At 60.2% G+C, this 22,471-nt stretch carries 16 protein-coding genes and 1 pseudogene; 10 read left to right on the top strand and 7 right to left on the bottom strand.

Annotation, left to right across the window (positions count from 1 at the left end; all coding sequences use genetic code 11):
* The first annotated feature begins 4 nt into the window (after positions 1–4).
* From NKJ89_RS06520 to NKJ89_RS06510, 3 genes are all read left to right on the top strand, one after another.
* Complete coding sequence (locus tag NKJ89_RS06520) at positions 5–2,449, top strand: serine/threonine-protein kinase (RefSeq protein ID WP_352600929.1); 2,445 nt, start codon at positions 5–7, stop codon at positions 2,447–2,449.
* Positions 2,450–2,557: 108 nt separating this feature from the next.
* Entirely contained in the window at positions 2,558–2,968 is a 411-nt protein-coding gene (locus NKJ89_RS06515) for a DUF1036 domain-containing protein (protein WP_352600927.1), read from the top strand.
* A complete protein-coding gene (locus NKJ89_RS06510; protein WP_352600925.1) occupies positions 2,965–5,286 on the top strand; it encodes a M23 family metallopeptidase in 2,322 nt (773 codons plus the stop codon). Before NKJ89_RS06515 ends, NKJ89_RS06510 begins: the two co-directional genes overlap by 4 nt.
* A gap of 160 nt (positions 5,287–5,446) precedes the next feature.
* On the opposite strand, the gene NKJ89_RS06505 is transcribed toward NKJ89_RS06510, so the two are convergent.
* Positions 5,447–5,983, bottom strand: coding sequence for an OmpA family protein (locus NKJ89_RS06505; RefSeq protein WP_352600923.1), 537 nt, complete (start codon positions 5,981–5,983; stop codon positions 5,447–5,449).
* A gap of 192 nt (positions 5,984–6,175) precedes the next feature.
* Between NKJ89_RS06505 and NKJ89_RS06500 the strand changes: the two genes are divergently transcribed.
* On the top strand, positions 6,176–6,754 hold the full coding sequence (locus NKJ89_RS06500) for a DUF6931 family protein (RefSeq protein ID WP_352601145.1): 579 nt from the start codon (positions 6,176–6,178) through the stop codon (positions 6,752–6,754).
* 45 nt (positions 6,755–6,799) lie between these two features.
* On the opposite strand, the gene NKJ89_RS06495 is transcribed toward NKJ89_RS06500, so the two are convergent.
* From NKJ89_RS06495 to NKJ89_RS06480, 4 genes are all read right to left on the bottom strand, one after another.
* Entirely contained in the window at positions 6,800–8,044 is a 1,245-nt protein-coding gene (locus tag NKJ89_RS06495) for a caspase family protein (protein WP_352600921.1), read from the bottom strand.
* 19 nt (positions 8,045–8,063) lie between these two features.
* Complete coding sequence (locus NKJ89_RS06490; RefSeq protein WP_352600919.1) at positions 8,064–9,173, bottom strand: OmpA family protein; 1,110 nt, start codon at positions 9,171–9,173, stop codon at positions 8,064–8,066.
* Between the two features lie 207 nt (positions 9,174–9,380).
* A complete protein-coding gene (locus tag NKJ89_RS06485; protein WP_352600917.1) occupies positions 9,381–12,668 on the bottom strand; it encodes an autotransporter in 3,288 nt (1,095 codons plus the stop codon).
* A gap of 234 nt (positions 12,669–12,902) precedes the next feature.
* A complete protein-coding gene (locus NKJ89_RS06480; RefSeq protein WP_352600915.1) occupies positions 12,903–13,628 on the bottom strand; it encodes a hypothetical protein in 726 nt (241 codons plus the stop codon).
* 55 nt (positions 13,629–13,683) lie between these two features.
* Between NKJ89_RS06480 and NKJ89_RS06475 the strand changes: the two genes are divergently transcribed.
* A complete protein-coding gene (locus NKJ89_RS06475; protein WP_352600913.1) occupies positions 13,684–15,276 on the top strand; it encodes a caspase family protein in 1,593 nt (530 codons plus the stop codon).
* Between the two features lie 171 nt (positions 15,277–15,447).
* Here NKJ89_RS06475 and NKJ89_RS06470 read toward each other — a convergent pair whose 3' ends face one another.
* Positions 15,448–15,969, bottom strand: coding sequence for a hypothetical protein (locus NKJ89_RS06470; RefSeq protein WP_352600911.1), 522 nt, complete (start codon positions 15,967–15,969; stop codon positions 15,448–15,450).
* Positions 15,970–16,184: 215 nt separating this feature from the next.
* Positions 16,185–16,316: pseudogene (glnQ, locus tag NKJ89_RS06465) on the bottom strand (glutamine ABC transporter ATP-binding protein GlnQ); the annotation flags it as partial.
* A gap of 301 nt (positions 16,317–16,617) precedes the next feature.
* On the opposite strand from glnQ, the gene NKJ89_RS06460 reads away from it, so the two are divergent.
* The 5 genes from NKJ89_RS06460 (at position 16,618) to NKJ89_RS06440 (ending at position 22,465) form a co-directional block, all read left to right on the top strand.
* Complete coding sequence (locus tag NKJ89_RS06460; RefSeq protein ID WP_352600909.1) at positions 16,618–17,475, top strand: NmrA family NAD(P)-binding protein; 858 nt, start codon at positions 16,618–16,620, stop codon at positions 17,473–17,475.
* 192 nt (positions 17,476–17,667) lie between these two features.
* A complete protein-coding gene (locus NKJ89_RS06455) occupies positions 17,668–18,714 on the top strand; it encodes an NAD(P)-dependent alcohol dehydrogenase (protein WP_352600907.1) in 1,047 nt (348 codons plus the stop codon).
* A gap of 366 nt (positions 18,715–19,080) precedes the next feature.
* Entirely contained in the window at positions 19,081–19,992 is a 912-nt protein-coding gene (locus NKJ89_RS06450) for a carbohydrate ABC transporter permease (protein WP_352600905.1), read from the top strand.
* On the top strand, positions 19,992–20,891 hold the full coding sequence (locus NKJ89_RS06445; RefSeq protein WP_023758886.1) for a carbohydrate ABC transporter permease: 900 nt from the start codon (positions 19,992–19,994) through the stop codon (positions 20,889–20,891). The genes NKJ89_RS06450 and NKJ89_RS06445 overlap by 1 nt, the downstream gene beginning before the upstream one ends.
* A gap of 44 nt (positions 20,892–20,935) precedes the next feature.
* On the top strand, positions 20,936–22,465 hold the full coding sequence (locus NKJ89_RS06440; protein WP_023758887.1) for an ABC transporter substrate-binding protein: 1,530 nt from the start codon (positions 20,936–20,938) through the stop codon (positions 22,463–22,465).
* The last annotated feature ends 6 nt before the right edge of the window (positions 22,466–22,471 follow it).

Here is a 22,471-nt window from a genome sequence, read left to right as displayed (position 1 = left end):
GCTCATGAGCGCCGACGATAAGACGCGAATATCGGGGAGCATGGCCAACACCGCCGTAGGCACACAACTCAGCGGCATCTACGAACTCGATGAGCGGATCGCATTCGGTGGCATGGGCGAGGTCTACCGTGGCCATAATATCCAGACCGGTGACCATGTCGCGATCAAGATCGTCTTGCCCGAGTTCGCCCGTGACCAGACGATCTTGTCGCTGTTCCGCAAGGAGGCATTGATCCTCAATCACCTGTCGCATGACGCGGTCGTGCGGTACCACGTCTTCACGATCGATCCCGGGATCGGCCGTCCCTACCTTGCCATGGAATTCGTCGACGGCGAGTCGCTGTTCGACATCATGCGACGTGGCGCGATGCCGACGGCAGATGTGCGCAAGCTCTGCCACCGCCTCGCTTCCGGCTTGAGCGCCGTCCATCAAGCTGGAGCAATACACCGCGACCTCTCCCCCGATAACATCATCCTGCCCGGCGGCCGGGTCGACCGCGCGAAGATCATCGATTTCGGTATCGCCCGGTCGGCGAGCGTTGGCGGTGAGACCCTGATCGGCGGAAAGTTCGCGGGAAAGTACAATTATGTTTCACCCGAACAGCTCGGGCTCTACAGCGGCGACGTCAGTGAGCAATCCGACATCTACAGCCTGGGGCTGGTGCTGGTTGCCGCTTTGCGCGGCAAGCCGATCGACATGAGCGGATCGCAGTTCGAGGTCATCGAAAAGCGCCGGACCGTGCCTGATCTCTCCGACATCGACGACGATTTTCGTGACATTGTTGAAGCCATGCTGCAACCGGATCCGCGAGACCGGCCGGCCAGCATGGCGGACATCGCCAGAATGACGCGTGGCGAAGACGAAGGAACGATGCCGCCGACGTCTATCCCACCACGCAAGCGACCGGTCTTGCCGCCAGCCGAGCAAACCCTTGCTCCTGATCCTAAGGGCCAGCCTCAGCCACCCAATGTCGCGGGACACGACGCGCCGCTGGCGACGGGCACGCGCGAGCGCTTTGTCCCGCATGTCCGGCCCGCGCATTTGACCGCACCGCAGCCATCCCCGGCCGTCGGTCCTCCGCGCGCGGTCAAGGCGGATGTGCCCGCAAAACCCGCAAAGACCCGGACCGTCGCCATCGCCGCCTTGGCGACGCTTGCTGTCGCCTCCGGCGCAGGGCTCTATCTGAGCGGCTTCATGACGCCTGCCTCGCCGACCGTCGATAAGATATCGCTTTCCGCACCAGAGCCATCAAAGCCCACGCCAGAGCTGTCAAAGCCGCCCCCGGCGGACACTGCCGCGAACGCCCCGGAGCCGGCGAAGGTAGTTCCGCTCGCGCAGCCGGAGGCCGGCGCACCGCCGGCTGAAAATCAGCAAGATGCAGCGGCAGCTCAAAAGCCCCAGCCGGCCAAGCCCGCCGAAGTCCCCTCGCAGACCGAGGCACCCCCGAAGCCAACTACGGACGTGCAGCCGCCGCCCGAAAAGGCATCACCGGCAATCCAGCCCGATGCGGTGGCCAGCGACAGCCAGACGTCGGCGGCGCCGCCTGTCACGACCGCTCCAGCGCCGTCAGCAGCCGAGAGCGTGTCGACGCCGCCGCCGGCTAAGCCAGAGGTTGTCAAGAGCCAAAAGGCCGAGCTACAGACCAACCAGCCGGCACCACCCAAGGCGACCACGCCGGCGCCTGAACCCGCCGCAAGCCAGACAGGTACCGCGAAGGCCGAGAGTCAAAAAGCCGCACTACCGGAGGCCAAACAGCCCGACCAGCCTGTCGTCGCGTTGAACGTGCCCAAACCAGGGGTTCCCGCGGCCGTCGACGACATCGCGCAACGGATCTCCTGGGTTCGCGACTTCGGCGGCGGCGATTGTTTCTATGCGACCATGACGTCGGCAACCGACAAGGCCATCGCGATCGAAGGATTTGGAACTGCGGTCCAGCCATTCGAGCGCATGCTGGGCGATTTCCAGGCAAAATTCCACATCGAGCCGGACATCAGCGTCCGCCTCATCGAGCCAAGCCAATGCGAAGTCACCAATTTTCTGCGCTTTCTGGGGCAGACCGCCGCCGACAAGCCGCAGCTTGTTCTCGATCGGACGTCGGTGCCGAACGGCACGCCGGTCAGCGGCACGCTGGTGACACGCGGCGGGCTCGTCTCCAGCGTGCTGCTGATCGATCACAAAGGCATGGTATTCAATCTCGACGACCGCATCGTCGTAGAACCGGGCAAGGCTACTTTCAGCATCCCGATCGGCCTCGGCGCGGCCGACAAAGCCGCCGGAAAGGCCGTGCCGCAGATCATAATGGTGATCACGGGCCTCCATGATATTCAGGCGGCCGCGTTCTCCACGCCGACACCCGCCGCGGTGCTGCTCCCCAAAATTCTTGAAGAAATTGAGACCGATGGGACTCGGTTCTCGGCCACCGCCCAGTATTTCCGGCTCGGCGGATAGCATGGACGCCCGATGGAACTCCGCCGCTCGCGTTCGCCCCGTTCGTCTGCCGACCTGCCCATAGAGCAGCATGATCCGCTTCGAGCCCTGGGTGCCCTGACAGGCCACATGAGGCTTGCAGTCATGGCGGGCGCCGCGCTGCTGGCGGTGCTGTCATCCAGCGAAGCGCGCGCCGAATTCACGGTTTGCAATCAGACACTCGACGTCGTCAATCTCGCCGTCGGCCAGAAGGTCGACAATGCGGACCAGACCGATGGCTGGTGGACCATCGGCGCCAATCAATGCGTGAACGTCATCCGCGAGGAACTGACGAACCGCTACATCTACATCTATGCCACGGACGTGTTCGGTCATGCGATCCTCACCGGATCGACAGAAATGTGCATCGAGCGGCGCCGTTTCTCGATACGCGGCATCGATGAATGCTGGCAGCGCGGCCATATCGCGGCGCAATTTCTCGAAGTCGATACGCTCGAACAGGTCCGCTGGACCTTCTTCCTGACCGGAAGCAATCCGTGACGCACCATATCGACACGAGCTTCAGGCACAAAAAGCAGGCGCGCGCCGCCCTTCGCAGGCGCGCGCTTTGGCGCAGGCTTATTGCCGGTCTCGCGGTGGTTCTCCTGCTTTCGATCGCCGCCGGTTTCTACCTCACCGCGGACTATTGGTCGTTCGGCGACGAAGATGAGGAGTTGCACGCGGTCGAGGGAGTGGATGATGTGCCGGCCGATGCATCCATCTATGTGCCGGCCATCATCGACCTTGCCGGGGATCCAATGTGGATCACCCTGGCGCCCGATGCCGGCGCCGCAACGAAAGGCCGAACGATGCCGCGCCCGGCGGAACTCGATCAGGCCGGCGTTTCTCCCCAGCTCGAAATTCTGTCCGACGTCATGCTTAGCGCCAGCGAAAAATTCATGACGACGATACCGTCGACGCAGGAGGATTTCGCATTCTTCCAGGCGCAAAGAAAGACCGCTACCGCACCATCCGGCGATCTCCAGAACGATCTTGAGCCATCACCCACCGCAGAGGAATCCGCGGCGGTTCCGGACCAGAAGGCGGACGCCGACGATCCCGAAGCCGGCTGGGGTGAGACAATCGACGCGGGCGATGCTGCCCTTCCCGCATTCCAGAAGACCCAGATCGAAAACAACACCAGCGTCGCGGTCGTCACGAATGACTATCAGCGGTTCGAGGCGACCGAGGACATGTTCGTGAAAACCCTCAACGACCGCAGCCTGGACAGCGTTGTGCTCGATGCGCATTTCTCCGCCGACGATGCCAAGCTGGCAGGCGAGGCCCTGAAGGCGCTTTTCAATCGGGACAGTCTGGAACCGGGTTATGTGGTTGCCATGCGCGGTTTCAGGCCGAGCCGCGGGACGACCACGATGTCTCTCATGCAGGTTTCGATCTACGCCAGGAACGTGTTCGTCGGCACGCTGACGCGCAATGCCGCCGGCGCGTTCGTGTCGGGCGTCGATCCCTGGGTCCGCGAAGACCTGTTCAATTATTCGGGCGCACAGGCGGAAGGCACGCACAAAAGGCAATACCGTCTGCTCGACGCGATCTACTCGACGGCGGCCCGCAACAATGTCCCGACCGGCGTGATCGGCGAAGCGATCATGTATCTCTCGAGAGGACAGGACTTGGACGCCTTTGCAAGCGAGGACCAGCGCCTCGTGCTGATCTATTCGCAGATGCCGCGCGGCAAGGACGAAGGTGCCGGGCGGGTGCTGTATGTGGGTGTCCAGGGCAGCGAAAAGAGCCTCGACTGTTTCGTCTTCCAGCAGAGCGACGGCCAGTTTGCGTGCGTCACCGGTGACGATCAGGTTCGCTCGCTGACGGTAACCAACGGCATGGTCACACCGGTCAACGGGGTTATGACCTCCACCTTCGGGCCACGCAAGCATCCAATCCTCGGGACCGTTCGCATCCACAAGGGCGTCGATTGGGCGGCTCCCGTTGGCACGCCGATCGCAGCGGCCTTCGATGGCGAGATCACCTTCCAAGGCGATGGCGGCAACTATGGCAATCTGGTGAAGATTTCGCACGGAAACGGGCGCGAGACGCGCTATGCGCATATGCAGAAATTTGCAATCCCGGCCGGCGTCGGCACCAAGGTGAAAGCCGGCGACATCATTGGATACATCGGCACCACCGGCCTTTCGACCGGGCCTCACCTGCATTTCGAACTTTATCAGAATGGCGAGGCGATCGACCCGCTGGGCAGGGTTACCGCGATCGCTTCAGACGATTCCGCTGTCGAAACGCTCACCGACCGCATTGTTCATGTCGAAAGTGGCGGCAGCGCTCGCGCCAAGAACCCAAATTCTTCAGCGACCGGCGCCGGCCAGTTCATAACCAAGACCTGGATCAGGATGATGAGCACCTATCGCCCGGAGCTTGCGCGCACGCTGTCGACTGCCGACCTGCTCGCTCTGCGCTACGACGCTACGATCTCGCGCGAGATGGTGCGCAATCTGGCGCGCGAAGGCGAGGCCTATCTTCGGGCGCGCGGTCACCAGATCACAGCTGGACGGCTCTATCTCTGTCATTTCCTGGGGATGGAAGGCGCGCATCAGGTGCTGGCGGCGACAGGTTCGGCGCAACTGAGCGCCGTGCTGGGTTCGGCCGTCATCCAGGCCAATCCGTTTCTCACCGGCAAGACAGCCAGCTACGTGGTGGACTGGGCCGAAAGGAAAATGGGCCAAAAACTAAGCCGTGTGGCTACAGACACGAGCCCGCAGACCACGCAGATCCGCCAGACATCGCCGGAGTTCGAAAAATACAAACAGGCCGTCACCGCCCTCATAGGCTCGATTAATACGCTTTGACCTGGCCGCGCGGCATGAGTGTCTCGGACTGTTGATGATCCCCATCCCGATTCCCATCGGGATGGAACAGGCTTCAGAGCGTTTCATGGAAACGCCGAACCGCGCACTCTGTTTGTTTAACGCAATCCGGACGGAAAACCGTTTCACACTTTTGCCGGCTTTATTCCGTCTTTATCCGCATTTCCACACGGCGGTTCACGGGATCGTACGGGTTTGGGCTGCGCGGATTTTTTTCGCCCATGCCGATCGCATTGATGCGCGCGGTCTCAATCCCGCTGGCTGTCAGGAAGGTCGCCACCGATTGCGCTCGTCGCTGCGACAGGCCTTCGTTGTAATGCACGGTGCCGGTGGCGTCGGTGTAGCCTTCGACGACGAAGTTGAACGTGCGCAGCCGATTGTCCTTCAGGGCCTTGGCGAATTCGGTGAGTTCAGCGCGCGCAGTCGTGTCGAGCTCGGCCGAATCCAGCCCGAAATTGATCAGCATGTCGAGGCTGGATTTTCCTGCTGGCGCGTCATTTGACTTGGTCTGGCTTTTGCACTCCTCCTCGGAGCCGACACAAATTCCTCGCGACTTGCCCAGATCGGCCGCACCGGCAAAAAACTTCACAATGTCTTCTGATTTCTGAACGGGATCGGCGGAAGCGTGGGTCGAGAAAAACACGACCGCCAACACAAAAGCTGAACTGCTCCACTGCATAGCGGCTCCTCCTGTTTGAGCAATCCGATTTCGATGATCGCGATCATACCAAATTCCAAGGCAACTGTCTGTCGACAAAACATTGAGGGCACGACAATGCCGCGAGTTGTCGGCGCGTCACAGGATGAGACTTGACCCGCGCCGCGCGTGAGGCTTGAGTGGCCAGAGCTCCTCGATGAAAGCGTGGCGGTCATGGCCAATGGGCTCCGGTTCAAAACGGCACGGGATCTTTTCATGGCCTGTCCTGCTGTTGCCCGGGACATGAGAGCCCTTCCAACCGACCAGCGCTCGATCGAGTTCTGCCGCGACCTCCTCGCCGGGCGCGTTCCCGAGGAAGCGATTACATTTTGTGCCTATCTGCTTCCAGAGCGGGCCGCGGTCTGGTGGGCCCATGAATGCCTGAGCCACCTGACCGACCTGTTCGATGAGACCGATCACGGTTTGCTCGCGCTTGTCCGCGACTGGGTGGGTGAACCGGACAGCCCGCATCATCGGGCAGCAGTCAGTGCGGCCGCGGCGACACAGCCAACGACGCCGGTCGGCTGGATTGTCCTGGCCGCGGGATGGCGTGACAATGGTTCGGCCAGGGCCGCGACGATGGTATCGGCCCTGCAACCATTTCCTGCCGCCCATGCGGTCAATGCCGGGATTCTGACCGGACTGGCACGTGTCGCGCTAGCCGACCGGTTTGCCGTTCTTTCGGCCTTTGTCGAAATGGGCATCCAGATGGCCGAGATCGAGGCGCTGCGCCAATCAGCGGATGCGTATTAAAGCATTCACCCCGGCACAAACTGGATGGATGCCATCAACGCCCTGTTACTTGCAGCCGCCTTGAGCCCATTTGGCAAGCGCCACCTTGAAGCGTGTTCCGAGCGGATGCTGCAGGCGCAAAACAGAGACATCGTTGGAGGCGAAATTTTTCGCCTGTTCGCACAGCCGGGCCTCGTTCCACTGATGGCAGCCGTCGCAATGCTTGCCTTCCCATACCGACTTGTCGAGCCCCTCCACCGGACTGAAGCGTGGCTTGCCCTTGATGAGCTCGGCAATGCTCCTGCCGTCGATTTCCGGATCGCCAAAATTGATCGGGTGGTCGAAAAAGATGGGGTCGTCCGAGGCAAGCTTCGGTATCTTCTGACGAAGCACATTGAGTGCGAGTTGGGCGTCGTCACCGGGGCCGGCCGGATTTGCCGTGGCGTTGCGCCCATCCGAGCCGCCTTCCGGTTGCTGAGCGCTCGCCTCGCCGACGATCAGCGGCGCGTTGAGATCGATCTTATGCAGGACGACCTCGGTGGTCAGTGAGACATTGGTCCAGGGGCGCTGTTTGCCGGCGGTTGCCTTGAAGACATCGGCGGTAACGCGGTTCATCGCTTCGGTGATGGAAACATTCGTTTCGCCGATATGCGCGAGCAGCGCCGAAGCAAACGGCGAATGTTCGCCCGACCCGTCATAGGCGACCCGATCAGGACTGGTGGCGAACGCGACAAGCGTGCCCGCGCCACCATTCTCGATCGGAATTTCGGCAAGGCCGCTCCTTGCTCCCTTGACGCCGGCGGTCTTTGCCAACACATCGGCAAGCGGATTGTCACGGCAGGCGTCGAGGAAAATCAGCCTTATGCTGGTCTCGCGTGACATTTGCCGCAAGATGAAATCCACAGGCACCGCCTCAAAATCGAGCGAGGTCTCGTCCTCAAGTGCTGCATCGATCGGAAGAAGGTAGTTGCTGCCTGAAACCTGCAACCCATGGCCGGCGTAGAAGAACAGGGCGATGTCGGCGCCGCGAACCTGCTTGGCGAACTGCGCAATCGTCGTCTGGGTCTGCAGTTTGGTCAGGTCGAAGCCGGAAACGACTTCAAAGTCCAGGTTCTTCAGGCGTTCGGCCATGGCCTGGGCATCGCGTACCGGATTGGTCAGCGCCGGGGCATGCTGATACTGGGAGTTGCCAAGGACCAACGCGACACGGCGTTCGGCATCGGCGGCCGACAAAGTCAAAAGTAATGCCAGTGCTGCAAGCCCGATGCCGCGCATAAGGCCACCACAATGGGCGATCAGATCGAAACTCACCGGGACAACGGATCCTTCCTCAGTTGACGAGCTTGGTGGCGGAAAACTCGATCCGCCGATTGAGCGCTTTGTTCTTCGGCGTGTCGTTGGCGGCAACCGGCCGCTCCTCGCCGTAGCCGGTCGCCGCGATCTGCGTGCGAGGAATGCCCGCGGCGACAATGGCATCGGCAACCGCCTCGGCCCTCCGCTCCGACAAGCGCTTGTTCTCGACAGGCGACCCATCGGAATCGGTATGTCCGGAAACCTCGACCTTCAGGCCCGGGCACTTGCCAACGACACCGACGACCTCCGCAAGCAGCGGGCGGCTTTGGGTATCGAGCCGCGCGCTCGCCGTTCGAAAGTAGATAGCCCCGGTGCGCGACAGCACCGCAAACCGGTTGAGGCACTCCTCGTCGCTGAAGTTCGTCTTCGCGGCATCGGTGGCGACGGGTCCGACGTCGGCGGTCTTCGCCGCAACAGGCTGGACAGCAGCCGGCTTGCTGCCGTCGGCGGTGAACACGAAATCGAACGACACCGATGCGGTCGGAACAATGTTGGTCACATTGGCCGCCTGCTGGAGTTTGTCGACATTCGGCAACAGCCCGAAGTCCTCCACATGCACGGCGACCGGAGCCTCCGAAGCGACCGATACCATGTTATCACTGATCATGGTCACCACGACGTTGGCCTCAAGGTTCTTGTCGACCCCGTGCAAGTTGAGACGGAACGGAAGCACCGCCTTCACACGTCGCTTGGTCGGCAGGTCGGCAAACGCCGCGGGATCGACCTTCGCGGTCAGTTCGGCGGACGGAAACTTGAATGTCTCGAAGAAAAGGAACCGCATGCGGACATTGCGAAGATCGACCCCCGTATCGACCGAATTGAGGTCGAAGGTGACTTTGGCGTCACCTCCCGAAGTAAGGCTGCCGGAAATATTCCTGATCTTGTTTGTTTCGACGATCGTGTTCTTCTTGACCGACTGATAGGTGAGCACCGACGCGGCGGGATCGAGCGTCCAGTTCGCCTGTGCGTTCGCGGTTCCCAGTCCGGGCAAAAGCAGCACGGACAGCGCAACGATCAAGCCAAGTGCGTTTATGGCGAGCCGACTTCTCGACCGTGTTTTCCAGCAGAATCCGACGACTTCGAACATGGAACCCCCCTGCCTAGAGCAGTTCACGCTTTCACGGAAACGGCAAACCGCTCCATCTGTTTGTTTTGACGCAATTCCGGACGGAAAACCGTCTCTTTTCCTGGAATTGCTCGGTGCCGATGGAGAGCATAGAACACTTGCTCTCGCTTGGCGAGCGTCTCGGCTGGAGGTGCTTGGCCAGTCCATAATCCGGCCACGCCACACTGGCTAGAAGGCGATCTTCAATCCGAACTTGGCGCCGATGGTGGAACTGTCTGAAGACGCCTTGCCACGGACTTCGCCGTTGACGGTGGTCGAGTCCGACACTTTCAGATTGAAGCCGGTCGACAGCGCGGCGGAAAAATCCGCATCGTCGAAGTTGATTTCCCTGGTGTCGAGTTCGGTGGTGTTCTTGTAGCCGAAACGCTGCTGCAATTCGCCCCGCGCATAGGGGCTGAACACCATGCCGTTGCTCAGCGTGTAATCGCCATAGATGCCGGGCTCGAGCTTGATCGCGCCAAAAGAAAGCTGGCTCTTGCCGAACTCGTTGCCGCCGCTGTCTGTATAGGGATCGCCGCGGAATGAAACGCCAAGCAGGCCGCCGCGCAGGTCGAAACGGGTGCGCTCGCCCAGCTTGAAGATGTGGCCGACCGATGCCGTAACCGCATAGCCCTTGGTATCATAGCTGCCGGTGGTGCCGAGCACGCCGTTCGTCACGTCGCTTCCGCCGATGAAGCCGGAGGCGGAGACCAACGCGTAGTCGACGCTTTTGCGAAACAACACGTAGCCGCCGAACAGGCCAGCCTTGTTGGTACCTTCGCCTATGGCATCAAATCCCCGGAACGCGCCGAGGCTGACGTCGGTCGAGGCGTAGCCGGCGAAAACGCCGATGTTCAGGCCATACTCATTGTCGAACTGGAAGTGTTTGGCGGCATTGAAATCAAGACTGATGGCGGCCGAAAAATCATTGGCATCGAAGCTCGGGCCGGGTCCATTCAAGCCGCCGCCGCTGATGTTGTAGCCGTCATGCTCGGTATGGGCGAACTGGCCGGAGGCAAAGACCCCGAAGCTCTCCGAAACCGGCACCATTCCAGATCCGGATGCGGGCGAAAGGTGGAGGTCAGCATCGAGCGCGTCGCGGTTTATGCCGTAGAGAGCGTCGATTGCCACGGTGACCGCGCCGGCGTTGGTGGCGCTGGTGGGCGCCGCCGCAATGCCGAAATTGGCCGGCGTGGCACGCAGGAACAAGCCGCCATTCGGGCCGGCTACGACCTGATAGGTGAAAAGCGAGCCCGGCGTGCCGGGAACACCTGCGACGCTGAACGTCCCGGTGACCGGACCGTTCGTCGAAACAATGAGCGGGATATCGGTCGCCTGGGTGAATTGCGGCGTGCCGAGCAGGTTGACGATGATTGTATTGACGCCGGTGGCCGAGAACGCGCCGGCGACCAGTTGATCCGACTGCACCGTCTGCTGGTTGATGTCGAGGCCGATGCGGGCGCCGTTGAGGGTAAGGCCGCCGAGCGTCAACACGTCGTTGGCGACACCATTGCGCATGTCGATCAGCGAACTCGTGGTCGCGATGATTGAACCCGGCATGGTGACGTTGCCGTTGATGAACAGCGTCGAGCCGTTGCCGAGGTTGAGCTGGTTGATGCCTTGCGTGCCGCCGCTGAAACGCAGTGTGGAAGCGTCGGCCGAGAAATTGTCGAAGCCCGTAAAGTTCTGGCTCTTGCCGCCGGCCGCGAGGTCGGTGCCGGTGACGGTGCCATTGGCATTTGTTCCACTAAACAGCACGCCATTGCTCAGATTGAGCGGATCGACCGTGCCGATACCGTCGATGACGAGCGTGTCGGGCCCGAGGCCAGTGATGTTACCGCCGATCGTGCCGCCTGACAGATGAACATGCTCGGCTTCGATGCCGCCAGTAATGGTGCCGCCGATGACCGAGACGTTGTCGAAGCCGGCGCCGCCGCTGACGCCGCCTTCCCCGAAAACAGATCCGTTGACCGTGCCGCCGCTCATGTCGAATGTATTGACCCCGGTACCGAGATCGACCTGGGTCGGCACGGCGGCTGTGCCAATGGTGCCGCCTGAGATGCTGATATGGTCATCACCGTCATTGCCGGAAACCGGCCCGGCGATCGTTCCGCCGCTGATGGTGATCGTATCGTTGCCGAGGTCACCGATGATTTCATCGGTGAGAATGCCGCCGGATACGAAAATCCGGTCGTTGCCGTCATTGCCTTCGATGAAACCATTTATCGTGCCGCCGCGGAAGTCGATCGTGTCATTGCCGGCGCCGCCGCTCACGGCGCCGCCGAGTGTGCCGCCGGTCATCGAGAAGCTGTCGTCGCCATCCTCCAGGCCGACAGAATCGGTATCGTTCCCACTCTCGCCAAGGTCGATGCCGATACTGGCGCTGCCTGAGACCGTGACGTTGTCGTTCTGGCTGCCGGCGAAAATCGAACCGTCGATCCTACCGCCGCTCACGTCATAGGTGTTGCCGCCACCTTCGCCGAATACCGAACCGGTTATGTGACCTGCGGTCATGTTGAAAATATCGGCGCCGTCGGCGAGATCGACGCGGCCCGGCGTCGTGGTTGTCCCGATGGTTCCGCCGTTGATGTTGACGGTGTCGTTGCCATCGTTGCCGAATATATTGCCGCCGATGGTGGCGTTGCCGCCAACCGTTATGGTGTCGTTTCCGGAGGCGCCATCGACATCGAGTTCGACCGCGGCATCGCCGCCTATGCTGACCTTGTCATCGCCGGCCTCGGCATCGACTGCAGCAACGTTGCCTCCCGCAATGGTGATGGTATCGCTGCCGTCGCCCCCGTAGATGACGCCGACGGTTGGCGCGCTGTAAAAAACGCCCTCCTCGGTCTCGAGGATACCGACCGTTATCTCGTCGTCCCCAAGGCCGCCGGTCACATCACCGACCTGCGTGGCGCCGCCGGATATCGCGGCCCTGTCGGTGCCGTCTCCAAGGTTGATGTCCTGAATGCTGCCGGCCTGGATGACGACGGTGTCATCGCCCGCCCCGGTATCGAGATTGGCCCTGACGTTGGGGGCGAACGGCTCGCCCAAGTAATCCCCATAGAACATCTCGAATTGGTCTTTGCCGCCAAGGAGCTCGATCGTCCCATCCGCCGGCTGCAAGGAGGTCGACCCATCCGTGGGCAGCCCGCCTACACTGGGCGTTGTCGACACGTCGTCGGTCAGCTCGCCCCCAAAAATCCTTAGGATGTCGTCGCCGTTGCCATCGTAGTCATTGATCTTGATCTCCGACGAGTTCTGGAACCCATTAAACCGGGTGGTGAATACGCCATCGATGTCCTGAAAATCCCCGACCGTCCTGCACTCCACCGTAACCGATGTCGTCTGGAACGGATCGCCGTCGCCGTTTGCAGTGGCGGAGCACGCCGCTGCGCCAGATATTTGGAAGGTGGACGCTGCCGCCAACGCAAGCAACGAAACACCCGCCAATTGATAGGCCTCGCGCGGCACGCTCATTCGACCCCACTTTACGAGAAATCGATACCGTCACAAAAAACTAAAATAGGCCCCACCCATGGGATTGGGGTTCGTTGGCCTGCCTCGCCGAGAGTGTACGCGGCGTGTTGCTCTACGGCAATGGTTCGGCGTTCGCCGTTGGGCGACTATCAGGCCAGCTGTGGCGACAAGGTCACTATCGAAAAGCTCGAAGCGAACTATTGACCCCAGTGTATCACCGTTCAAAGGGCACATTTAGAGATCAGAATAGGCTGCCGAAACGGTCAGGTCTCCGGCATGAGCAATCTTGCGGTCGTAGCTTGCCCAGATTTCGCCGCCACACTGTTCCGCCCAGCGGCAACAGAAAGAAAAATCGTCAGGCAAATCCAGTTCCGGCGTCACGATCTTAGTAAACGGCGTCAGGAAATTCTGGAACTGAGCGGTGTACTTGTTCCTACGGTAACGAGACCGGTCCACCGTCTCGGGCAACTTCTCGATCATCGCCGTCACGCAGTCGCGGGAGACCAGAAAGATACCCGCGCCGCATGACGATACCCGGACAAAGCCCCCTATCTCTTGCCGGGGTTCGACGACGGTTCCGATGAAGTCCAGGCTTTGTGCGAAGGCCTTGTCGAAGGGCAATGTCGACAGTGAGTGGAGTTTTCGCAGATCGACCAGGCGCCGGGGATACAACGAGCCGACCACCGGTTTGTCCAGCGCCAGCATCGCGGCGATCAGATCAGGCGAAAAGCCCATGTCGCTGTCGATCATCAGGATGTGACTGCAATCCGGCTTGTTGTAGTAGAAGTTCGTCAGCAGATAGTTCCGGGAAAACGGGATATCCGTGTACTCGATTTCCGACAGCGTGAAAGCGTAGCTGGACAGGCTGTTGTGGGTCAGGGCCGCGAAGAGGCTGCGAACGAACACGCTTTTGTAGGCTGCTCCATAAACCGGCAGGGCGAGGTTGATCTTGATCGGCATCGTGTCCTCCACAGTCCAGTGACTGCATACAAATCCCCTTTTTCCTATCTTTGACATGACACTTGGTATAAAAATTTGCTGGCCGTTGGCGGCACGGAGTCCAGACGCTCAGGCAGGATTGCGTTTGCGTGTGGTGCGTTCGAAGGCTGCCGGAATAGGATTTGACGCAGGCTGGAACGAGCATGCCGATATGACCCATCGCCACGGATTCTTCTTACGCATCCTTCTGCTCATGCTTTTCGTGATCCTGAGCACGGTCGGCGTTCGCGCCGCGGTCGAGCAGAACGCCTCGCCACAGCCGCGCAACCGGCTGGCGATCGTCATCGGCAACACGAACTACCAGAGCAAGCGTCTCGAGCACCTCGCCAATGCGGTGAACGACGCGACGAAACTGTCCGACAGCCTGAAGCGGCTGAATTTCGAGGTTCTGACCGGAACCGATCTCACCGCCGATGGATTCGCCAAGCTTTTCCGCGACGCCGAGGCCAAGCTGCCCGAAAGCAGCGCCGTGCTGATCTTCTACGCTGGTCACGGCATGCAAGTGCAAGGCGAAAACTACCTGCTGCCGATCGATACGCCCGATCCGGAAAACCTGGACAAGCTGACGGCGCACGCCGTCAAGCTGAACGACGTGATCGCCAAATTCGCCAGTCGCGACCGTCAGACCTTCATCTTCCTTGATGCCTGCCGCAACAATCCACTGGGCAGCGGCGCCAACATCAACGGTCTGGCCCAGGTCGAGGTCGGCGAAAACACGTTTGTCGCCTTCGCGACCCAGCCCGGCAACGTCACCGTCGACGGTACCGGCGAAAACAGCCCGTTCACCACTGCGCTTCTGAAAAATGTCGAAATCCCCGGCTTGAGCATTTCGGACATGATGATCCGCGTCCGCAACGAAACCGAGGCGCTCACCGTCGGCCGCCAGGTTCCATGGGACCAGTCGAACCTGCGTGAACAATTTTATTTCACCGAACAGCAGATGCTCGATCCGGCGCAGTTGAGCGCCAGCCTGTCGCGCATACTGTCCGATCCCGACGCCAAGAAGAAGCTGCAGATCGAGCTCGCCTCTAACGACCTGCAGACCGCCGTGCTCATCGTCGGGCAGACGTTGCGGTCGGTCGAGATTCCTGCACCGTCAGGCGGTTCAGCGGGGCCGGTCGGCACTCAGGTCGCCAATCTGTATCCAACTGACAGCGTTGCAGTCGCTCGCCAGAGCGTCGTCTCCGGTCTCGAAACCCTGATTGTCGGCGCATCGGCGGGCGAAGCACAAAAGGACAAGGCGGGCGATCTTGCGCGCAGCATTCAGACGGAACTTCGCCGCCTGGGTTGCTATCGCATGCAGGTTGATGGCGATTGGGGCACGGGCTCCATCCGCGCCCTCACCGACTATTACAAAAATACCAATCAGGTCGCATCGACGACCGAGCCGACCGTCGGACTGCTCGGCGATCTCTTTTTGCGTTCCGGCAGAATCTGCAAGCAGCCGGTCATCGTCAAGGCCAAGCCGGCCAAAGTCGCGTCGGATAACGGCCTTTCGCAAACCGGTCCCAGCCGCAAGGCTGCGAAACGCGCGCAGGCCGCCCCGCAACGCCCCGCAGCCCCCCCTCCAGACATTAGTGGGGGCATAGGCATTGGTGGCGTGTTTTAGGATCTGGGCGGTCAGGCGCGCTTCCTTTCCGCCTTTGTTCTGGGAATGCCGCGGCTCGGGGCCGCCACCCTCCTTGAGCGCAGCGGTTATGACGCAAAGGCATCGGAGCATTTGAAGGGCCGCTATTGGGAGCGGATCAAGACCGGAGGAGCGCGACCGTATCTTCTTTGATCATTGCCTGATGAACAGGCCGGTGTAGGTCTGGCCGGCGAGCGTATAGGTTCCGGCCAGAGTTCCGTCGGGCATCATCATAAAACTGACGTCCGCGCCATTCGGGAGGCGCCCAAGCTTCAACGTAGTCCCTACAATTTTTCCTGCGCCTGCGGCCTCTCCCGGATTGTTATCGCCCAGAATTCCCCACGCATAGGTGACCGTGACCTCTCCGTTCGAAGAAACAGATTGAACAGCCAGTTTACCTTCATATGTACCTTCCAATCGTCCGGCCCAATTGCCCGAAAAAGCAGCGTACTTTGTTGGAACGCCCTTTGCGGGAGGAGTGATTGTCACGGATTGATCCATAATCGCCGAGCCAGGAGGAACAGAGGCAGGATCCAACGCGGGTTGGGATGGAATGGTAGCAGGATCCCACACAGGTTCAACAACGGCGGATTGTGGCGGTTCTGGAGCCGATTGGCACGCGGCTAGGACAAGTGCCGCGAAGGCCAGTATAAGGTTCCGCATCAATTTCTCCACTTCGTTCTCCGACGGACCTATCCGAAAAGCCCGCTGATCGGCAGAAAGTCCTATTCCCCAGGCCGGATGTCGGAGACACCTGATAGGCCGAACAGTGGCCCGAATAGATAACCGCGTGTCAACGGTGTGGCGACATTGCGCGGCCGGACCTTAGGTGGCTTTTTGGCATGCCCACGGTCGAGCGCGAGGCGCACTGCGCTTGATCTAGTGTTTGGTATCTGGCTCAAAAACTGCTTGGTCCGGGCATGTTGGGGATTGCCGAAGAAGCTGTCTTGACTGCCTTCCTCGAAAATCTGACCGGCTTCCATGAAGATCACGCGGTCGGCCACAGCACGCGCAAAGCCCAGATTTTCTGGCTGCCTTCTCTGTCGTCAGCAGTTCTCAAACCGGCTCTTGAAAATCGAAAATTGCTGCGGCGATGTCTGTGACAATCTGGCCGTCCCGCCGCAGCTTCGTTTGACCAGACACACGTTGAAACCGTGGACCTTCGAATAGCGCGTAGAGATCCTCGGCCATTCACTCTTCAATTCGCGTAGCGCCAGTCAGGTGGGCCTTGGTTGGAACTGCTTCGCATCGCGACCGTTACCTTTGCTCAGGAAAACCAGATCGAGCAAGTTACTTACCACCTGACTGCGAGGGAGTTAGATGATGATCCTTGCGATCGGTGCAGCCGGCAGATTCGGCGGCTATGTCGTTCCGGCGCTCGCAAAGCGCGGCGCGAGAATACGCGGTTTCGTCCACAAGCCCGGGGATGCCGATCGCGCGCGAAGCCACGGCGCAGCCGAGGTCGCGATCGGCGATCTCCATGACCAGGAGAAACTCGACGCGGCGCTTAATGGCGTGCACTCTGTATTCTATATCGCCCCCGCCTTCATGCCGGACGAAGCCGACCTAGGAATGCGTTTGGTTGACGCTGCAGTTCGTGCTCGCGTACGCCGCTTCGTGTTCTCAGCCGTGATCCATCCGGTCCTGTCGGCTCTCAGCAATCACACCGCCAAGGCGCCGGTAGAAGACGCCATCCTCAATTCGGGGATGGAATATACATTCCTCCATCCAGCCCGGTTTTATCAGAATTACGCAGCCTTCTGGCCCACGGTAATGAAGCAGCGTTTATTGGCTGAGCCGTGGTCGGCAGACACCCGATTCTCTCTCGTCGACTATCGCGACGTTGCCGAAAGTGCAGCGATCGCATTGACGGATGATCGACTGCTTTACGGTACATTCGAGCTCTGTGCTCCCGGTTATTGGGATCGCAAGCGCGTTGTCGCGCTCATGAGCGAAGTGCTGGGGCGCGAGATCAAGGAGCGGCGCGACGTTGATGTCCTCAGCGAAGTCCCGCAGGCCGAGAGAAGGATGTTCGAGCACTACGACCAACATGATCTGCTCGGAAACCCGCTGACGCTGCGGGCGATCCTCGATAACGAGCCACGTACACTCAGGGCCTACCTCGAGGAGCTAGCGGACCACTCTGATGACCGACACATTCTAGCCGAACCAAAGAACTGAAAATAAAACGAGAGGTCCCAGGCCGCTCGAGGCCGCTCTGCGCCCTGGACTGGCAAATTTCTCCAAAGTTCGGCCAAGCTCCCCCACATCGACGCTGACGAGAAGGGTCCGATAGACTGTGAAATGAAAATTTCAGCTGGCTAGGGCTTGCGTTTCGAAACACGGCAGCCAGTTTTGAAGGAGGAGATGATAATGACCAAAGTTCGCGCCCTTGTCCTTGAACGCCAGCACGAGCTTAAGCTGCGTGACATAGATCTGCCCCAGACCGTCGGCCAGGGCCAGGTCCGGATCAAGATCCACACCGTCGGGGTTTGCGGCTCGGACGTCCACTACTATACCCACGGCCGCATTGGCCCGTTTGTCGTCGAAGCACCTATGGTTCTGGGGCATGAAGCCGCCGGGACGATTGTCGAAATTGGCGAAGGCGTCGAGCACCTGGAGATCGGCGACCGCGTTTGCATGGAGCCGGGCATCCCCGACCCGAATTCGCGGGCGAGCCGGCTTGGCCTCTATAATATAGATCCTGCCGTAAGGTTCTGGGCAACGCCTCCTGTCCATGGGGTGCTGACGGCCCATGTCGTTCATCCCGCCAACTACACCTTCAAGATACCCGACAGTATCAGCTTCGGCGAAGGCGCGATGGTGGAGCCTTTCGCCGTGGGGATGCAGGCGGCGACAAAAGCGAAAATCAGCCCAGGCGATACAGCTGTTGTGCTTGGCGCCGGACCAATTGGCACTATGGTCGCGATCGCTGCCCTTGCCGGGGGATGTTCCCGGGCAATTATCGCCGATTTTGCGCAACCCAAGCTCGAAATCGCCGCCGGTTATCAGGGGGTGATCCCGGTCAATCTTCGAGAAGAGGACCTGATGAGGGAGGTCAAGCACTTGACCAACGGCTGGGGCGCCGACGTCGTGTTCGAATGCTCCGGCTCGCCCAAGGCGTGGGAGACGCTTCTTGACCTGCCGAGGCCCGGTGGCGCTGTGGTGGTCGTCGGCCTGCCGGTGGCGCCGGTCCCATTCGACATCGCGACCGCTTCGACCAAGGAAGTCCGTATCGAGACTGTGTTCCGCTATGCCCATCAGTATGAGCGGGCGATTGCTCTTATGGCGTCGGGACGGGTCGACTTAAAGCCACTCATTTCGGCGACCTTTGCCTTCGAGGACTCTATCGCGGCCTTCAACCGTGCGGTCGAAGGCCGGCCGGCCGACGTGAAACTTCAGATCACCCTGCCAGATTAATGTGAGCCTGGCTGCTCTCAAGTCTTCTTGACGCCTCGCGCGGTCGTCACACTTTGGCGGCGGAGACGGGTGATGGCATCGGGCCTGCATGGCTGCGCGGCCGCGTGACCACATAGGGGTTTGTCGGCATTCGCCGACAAGCTTGCCTAATCCCCTTGGCTTGGAGAACAGTTCATGTTTGCCCCTGATAGTCAACGTGCGGATCAACTCCTGCGGGCGCCGCTCAAACCCATCTTGACAAATCGACGGCCGTCCCACACGCTACCTTAACAAAAGGCACAACAAACTTACAAAAGTTCAAGTTGGCACGATCTGGCCGGTAGGGAGAAGGCCGATGCATCTCTGTCACCCAGCGGAGATTTGCGCGTGAGCACCGCGACTCTCACCCCAGAGAGGTCCGGGTGGGCCCTGCCCCGGTTCATGACGGCCGAGCATCCGTTTCCCTGGCTGGCACCGATCACGGTGATGCTTCTCGTTTTCGGCATCTATCCTCTCGCCTATTCGGTCTGGCTGTCCTTTCACAAACGCAATGTCGTATCGCGGCAGCTTGATTTTGCCGGATTCCACCAGTGGGCACGCGCATTTTCGGATACGCGCATGTGGGATGCGTTGGAAACGACACTGATCTATACATTCATCGCGCTTGCGGTTCAGCTTGCACTCGGCATCCTCATCGCCCTCCTGCTTGATACCGATCGCAAGGGGTACGGGATCCTGCGGGCGCTGATGACACTGCCGCTGGTCGTGCCGCCTGCGGTTACCGGAATGATGTTCCTGCTGATGCAGGACGGCTCTTTCGGTGTCCTGTCGTTCTATCTCTATGCCCTCAACCTGATCTCGCCGGCACAGCCGATCTTGACCCAGCCGGTAACCGCATTGCTGGCGATCCTGCTGGCGGACATATGGCAATGGACGCCGTTCATGGTGCTCATCATACTGGCGGGCCTGCGGGCGCTGCCGAAGGAGCCTTTCGAAGCCGCGGCGATCGATGGCGCCAGTGGGATCCAGACATTCTTGCGACTTACACTGCCGATGCTGCGCAAGGTGATTGCAGTCGCGGTGCTGATCCGCGGCGTCGATCTTTTTCGAATCTACGACTACGTCTACATCATCAGTGCCGGCGGGCCGGGCACGGCTACCGAGACGCTCTCGTTCTACGCAGGCCGGATCTATTTCACGGGAGATTTTCCCTACGCCGCGACCTTGTCGCTGATCGTGCTCGTCGTCCTCATCGGAGTGTCGAACCTCTTCGTCAGGCTTTTCAAGGTAAGGTTCTGATGGAGCCCTCCCGCGCCCAGATGATCGCACGTGACCTGCTCGCCGTGTTGGTGGTTGCGATCTTCATGTTCCCGATCGCGTGGTGGGCGCTGTCCTCCATCAAACCCTATTCGGCGATCTTCGACCGCAGTGGACCGGTCTACATCGGCTTCAAACCGACGCCGGACAATTACCGCGTGACGCTGCTCGGCGTGTCGCGAGTCGATATCGGCATGGAACAGGGGGGCGAGGCGGCCGGAGTAATAAAGGGAGGCGCCAGTTCTTACGATTCCCGCCAGTCGCTGCTCGCCAGCGCGATCATAGCGGTCGGGTCGACGGCACTGACACTGGTCCTGGCGACGCTGGCTGCCTATTGCCTGTCGCGAATGCAGTTCAGCGGGCAGCAGTCGTTCCTGTTCTGGATCCTCTCGCAGCGCTTTATGCCGCCTATCGCGATCGTCATACCGATCGTTTTCATGTTCCGGGATCTCGGCCTGCGCGATACTTATACTGGGCTCATCCTCGTCCACAGCTTGATCAATCTGCCGCTGGCGGTTTTGCTTTTGAAGTCGTTCTTCGACGATGTTCCACGCGAGGTTGACGAGGCGGCACTGATTGACGGTGCGACGCGCTGGCAGACGTTCGGACGCGTAGTCCTTCCTATGGTGAAGGGCGGCGTCGCCGCGACCGCCGTACTATGTTTCATCTTTTCATGGACCGAGTTCCTGCTGTCGCTGTTCCTGACAACGTCGATCCGCACTGTCCCGGTGAAGATCTCGACGTTTGTGACTTCGACGGCCACCGAATGGGGCTACATCACAGCACTCGGCACGTCTGCGATCATACCGAGCTTCATCTTTATCCTGCTGGTTCAACGGCATCTGGTCCGCGGCCTGACCCTTGGATCTCTCAAGGAGTAAGGCCGGACGAGAAGAACGACGACAAACGCAACGGAGGAACGATCATGAGCTTCAGAGACCACGACAAGAAGACATTCGTCGCCGATACCTGCAACGACTTTACAGCGCGTCGAATAACCAAACGCGACTTCATGAGGAAGATGGCGCTGGCGGGCATTGGCTTTTCCGCCTTCGGATCGGCTATGCTGGGTGGCGGTCGCCCCAATCGAGGGATGCTGGGCTTCGGGGTCGAGGAGGCCCGGGCCCAGGACACGGACATGCTGAAGTGGCTGGCCGATGTCGGTAAGCCATATGCCGGCACGAAAATTCGCTACACCTCGGAAGCAACGCCGCCCACGATCGTCGCTAACCAACTTGTCGCGGGTGAATTCACGAAAGCAACCGGCATTGAGGTCGAGGTCGAGATCGTGCCGCTAGAGCAGGTTCTCGCCAAGGCCACGCAGGACGTGCAAGGCCAGCTGGGCACCTATGATGTCTACTATCTTGACCAGTCCTGGATGGCGACATTTGCACAGGATGTCATCGATCCGCGCGAGTATTACGACCAGAACAAAGCGCTGGCGATGCCCAATTTCGACTGGGACGATTTCTCCAAGCCGCTGGTCGACGGTATCGCCATGTACAATGGCAAACAGTGCGGAATTCCCTTCGATATTCCGATCTTCATCCTGATGTATCGCAAAGACCTTTTCGACAAGCATAATATCGCCTTGCCGACAGACCTCGACGCCTATCTCAAGGCCGTGCAGGCGCTGACTGAGGCGGAAAAGGGCAATGGCATCTTTGGCACCGCATGCCAGGCGAAGTCCGGCCATTATTCGCTCGAATGCGACTGGACCTTCGCACTTTGGGGTCATGGCGGTTCGATTTTCAACAAGGATAAGAAGTTCGTCGGCAACGATGAGCGCGGCATAGCTGGGCTGAAATTCTACCAGGAACTGGTCAAGAACTCGCCACCGTCGGCAACGACATGGACCTGGGATGGACAGGGGCAGGCCCTGACACAGGGGCAGGCCGCCATGGCAATCACCTGGGGCGAGGATTTCCCCGGTTTCGATGCCAACGATTCCAAGGTCAAAGGCCTATTCGAGGCCTTGCCTGCGCCCAAGGAGGTTCCCGGCCGCCGCGCCACCGCGGATTGCGGCTTCAACGAAATCCCGGCCGTCGGTCATCAGGGCGGCTCGACGATTTCCCTGTCGCAATATTCCAAGAACAAGGAAGCGGCTTGGTTGTTTATGCAGTGGGTCTGCTCGAAGGACGTGATGGCGCGGGTCTCGACGCTTGGCGGCGGCGCCTCGCCGATGCGCAATTCCTCCTTCACGGATCCTCGGGTCAAGGCGAAGGCCGTGGTTGGACCAGGAACAACACGCCATTTCGAGGCGATCAAATACACAATCGACAATCAGATGGGATCTGAGCCGGACATGCCCATCTGGGCGGATCTGTCGAACAATGACATCCCGGTCGAACTCGGCAAGCTGCTGACTGGTCAGGACTATGGTGGGGACGCCAAGGCATGCCTCGATGCCATCGCCCACATTGTCGACGGTAAGGTCAAGGACGCGGGGCTTTAATGGCGT

The organism is Mesorhizobium sp. M0047, assembly GCF_040323315.1.
Lineage (GTDB): Bacteria > Pseudomonadota > Alphaproteobacteria > Rhizobiales > Rhizobiaceae > Mesorhizobium.
Note: the sequence above shows the minus strand (reverse complement) of the source record. Positions and strands in the feature narration are given on the sequence as shown.